The organism is Candidatus Ruminimicrobium bovinum, assembly GCF_902760015.1.
Taxonomy (GTDB): domain Bacteria; phylum Elusimicrobiota; class Endomicrobiia; order Endomicrobiales; family Endomicrobiaceae; genus Ruminimicrobium; species Ruminimicrobium bovinum.
The window spans coordinates 1-2,707 of sequence record NZ_CACWEU010000284.1 but is presented as its reverse complement, the minus strand read 5'-3'; the positions used below and the strand labels follow the sequence as shown (position 1 = coordinate 2,707).

The window sequence follows — 2,707 nt, the reverse complement described above, 5'->3', positions numbered from 1 at the left end:
TGAGTTTGAATGGTCTTGACAGTCTTGCGAACAGAAGTCTCTGTATCGCGGAATCCTTCGAGCCAATGGTTAAGGTCGATGCCGCACTCGCGAATCACATTGAGCGTCTCATCCTTGATGCCACGTGCTTTCATGACATGGTGGAAATGGCTGTAACTCATGTGGCACGCCCCGCATTGGGAGTGCGCCACTACCATAATCTCCTCCACCCCTAATTCGTAGATGGCTACTATCAGGCTGCGCATCGCTGAGTCAAACGGAGTGATAATCAGTCCACCGGCATTTTTAATAATCTTGGCATCACCGTTCTTGAGTCCCAGAGCCGCCGGAAGCAACTCCGTCAGACGCGTATCCATGCACGTCAAAACAGCCAGTTTCTTGTCGGGATACTTATCCGTCAAGTACCGCTCATAGCTCTTCTCCGCCACAAACTGGCGGTTGAAATCAATAATCTGGTCAATCATAGTTTCTGTATTTTTTATTATTTTCACTCCATCATCTTGATCAGTTGAGCCGGGTTGCCGCCCACCATGGCATTGTCCGGCACATCTCCGCCTCCACCTCTCGCATAAATGGTTCGGTTTTGCGAACAGAGCCCATGGCATCAATTCTATCAAATGGGTTTTCTGACATGTTTTTATAGTATTTGTTGCGTATTGTTGAAAGAAAGCACCCGCATCAGTTGAATGCGAGTGCTTTTCTTTTAGAGATGTGCAGCAGATTAGATCTCCTCTACTCCATTAAGTGCAGCCTCAGCCGCCTCACGTGCAGCTTGGATAGCCGCATACTCCTCCTTGTTGTGAACAGCGATCTTGGAGAACTCACGCAGACCGGTACCGGCCGGAATGAGGTTTCCGCAGATCACGTTCTCCTTCATACCCTCGAGCGTATCCACTTTGCCGCGGATAGCAGCCTCGTTGAGCACCTTGGTGGTCTCCTGGAAGGATGCAGCGGACATGAAGGACTTGGTACCCAATGCCGCGCGGGTAATACCCTGCAGAATCTGCTTTGCCGTAGCGGACTCGGCGTCACGTGCCTCCACGAGTTTCTTATCACGGCGGCGGAGCGACGAGTTCTCGTCATGCAGACGGCGTGTGGTGACAATCTGACCTTCGTGGAGCACCTCGCTATCACCGGCATTGGTGATTACCTTGCGGCCATAGATACGGTCGTTCTCCTCGATAAAGTCCATCTTATCCACAATATCGCCCTCCAAGAAGCGGGTATCACCGGCTTCGATGATCTCCACCTTGCGCATCATCTGACGCACAATAACCTCAAAGTGCTTGTCGTTGATCTCCACACCCTGCATACGATATACAGCCTGTGCTTCGTTGACGATGTAGTCCTGTACGGCAGTCGGACCTTGGATAGCCAAGATATCCTCCGGCGTGATAGCGCCATCGGAGAGAGCCATACCGGCGCGCACGAAGTCACCTTCCTGAACCAGAATCTGCTTGGACAGCGGAATGAGATAGCCCTTCTGCTCTCCCAGTTTGGAGGTAACGAAGAGCTCACGGTTACCACGTTTGATCTTGCCGAACGAAACCTCGCCATCAATCTCAGCCACAACAGCCGGGTTGGACGGGTTGCGTGCCTCAAAGAGCTCGGTAATACGCGGCAGACCGGAGGTGATATCACCACCGCTGTTGGTAGCACGAGCCATAGAGAACAGGATATCGCCGATCTTAACCTCCTCGCCGTCCGTATGGATCAGGCTGGCCTTAACAGGCAGGTTGTACGTACGGAGGATATTGCCCTCTGCGTCCACGATATGTGCCTGCGGCATCTTGGTCTTATCCTTGGTATCGGTGATGGTTACCTCGCGTTTACCGGTCTGTTCGTCGGTCAGCGTCTGGCAGGTTACACCCTCAATCACATCCTCGTAGCGGATCTTACCGTTCTGCTCAATAACGAGCGAAGCCTTATACGGATCCCACTCGCAGACTACAGTACCCTTCGGATATTTCTCGCCCGGAGTGATGAACAACTTGGAAGCGTACGGGATATTGAAGTTAGAGAGCACAACACCCGTCTTCTCATCCTTGAGTTGCATATCGTTCTGACGGCTGACGATGATCACGTCTCCACTCTCAGTAGTGATGGTACGCAGATCTTCGATCTCAACAATACCGTCACGTGTGAGCTCATAGGTATTCTGTGTAGCGGCACCACCAGCCAAACCACCGGAGTGGAAGGTACGAAGTGTCAGCTGTGTACCCGGCTCACCAATAGCCTGTGCAGCGATCACGCCGACAGCTTCACCTTTCTGAACCATCTTACGAGAAGCCAGGTTGCGGCCGTAGCACTTGGCGCAAACGCCCTTCTTGCTCTCGCATGTGAGTACCGAGCGAATAACTACTTCTTCGATACCGGCAGCCTCAATAGCCTCGCATTGCGGCTCACGGATCTCCTCGCCGGCTGCGACGATCAGGTTACCCTCATTGTCATGGATATCGTGTACTGACACGCGGCCAAGGATACGTAGCGTGAGCGATGCAATCGTGTGACCGTTAGCGTCCTTGATAGCGTGTGCACGCAGACCACGGAGCGTACCGCAGTCCTCCTCGTTGATAATCACGTCGTGCGATACATCCACCAGACGGCGGGTGAGGTAACCGGCATCGGCAGTCTTCAACGCCGTATCGGCAAGACCCTTACGAGCACCGTGGGTAGAGATGAAGTACTCGAGCACGGACATACCCTC

General features: G+C 53.0%; 1 protein-coding gene and 1 pseudogene. Both read right to left on the bottom strand.

Annotated elements, in window-relative coordinates:
• On the bottom strand, positions 1 to 464 hold a 464-nt coding region (locus tag ACMUOV_RS09085), incomplete at its 3' end, for a beta-class carbonic anhydrase (RefSeq protein ID WP_413854841.1).
• A gap of 257 nt (positions 465 to 721) precedes the next feature.
• A pseudogene (locus ACMUOV_RS09080) lies at positions 722 to 2,707 on the bottom strand (DNA-directed RNA polymerase subunit beta'); the annotation flags it as partial.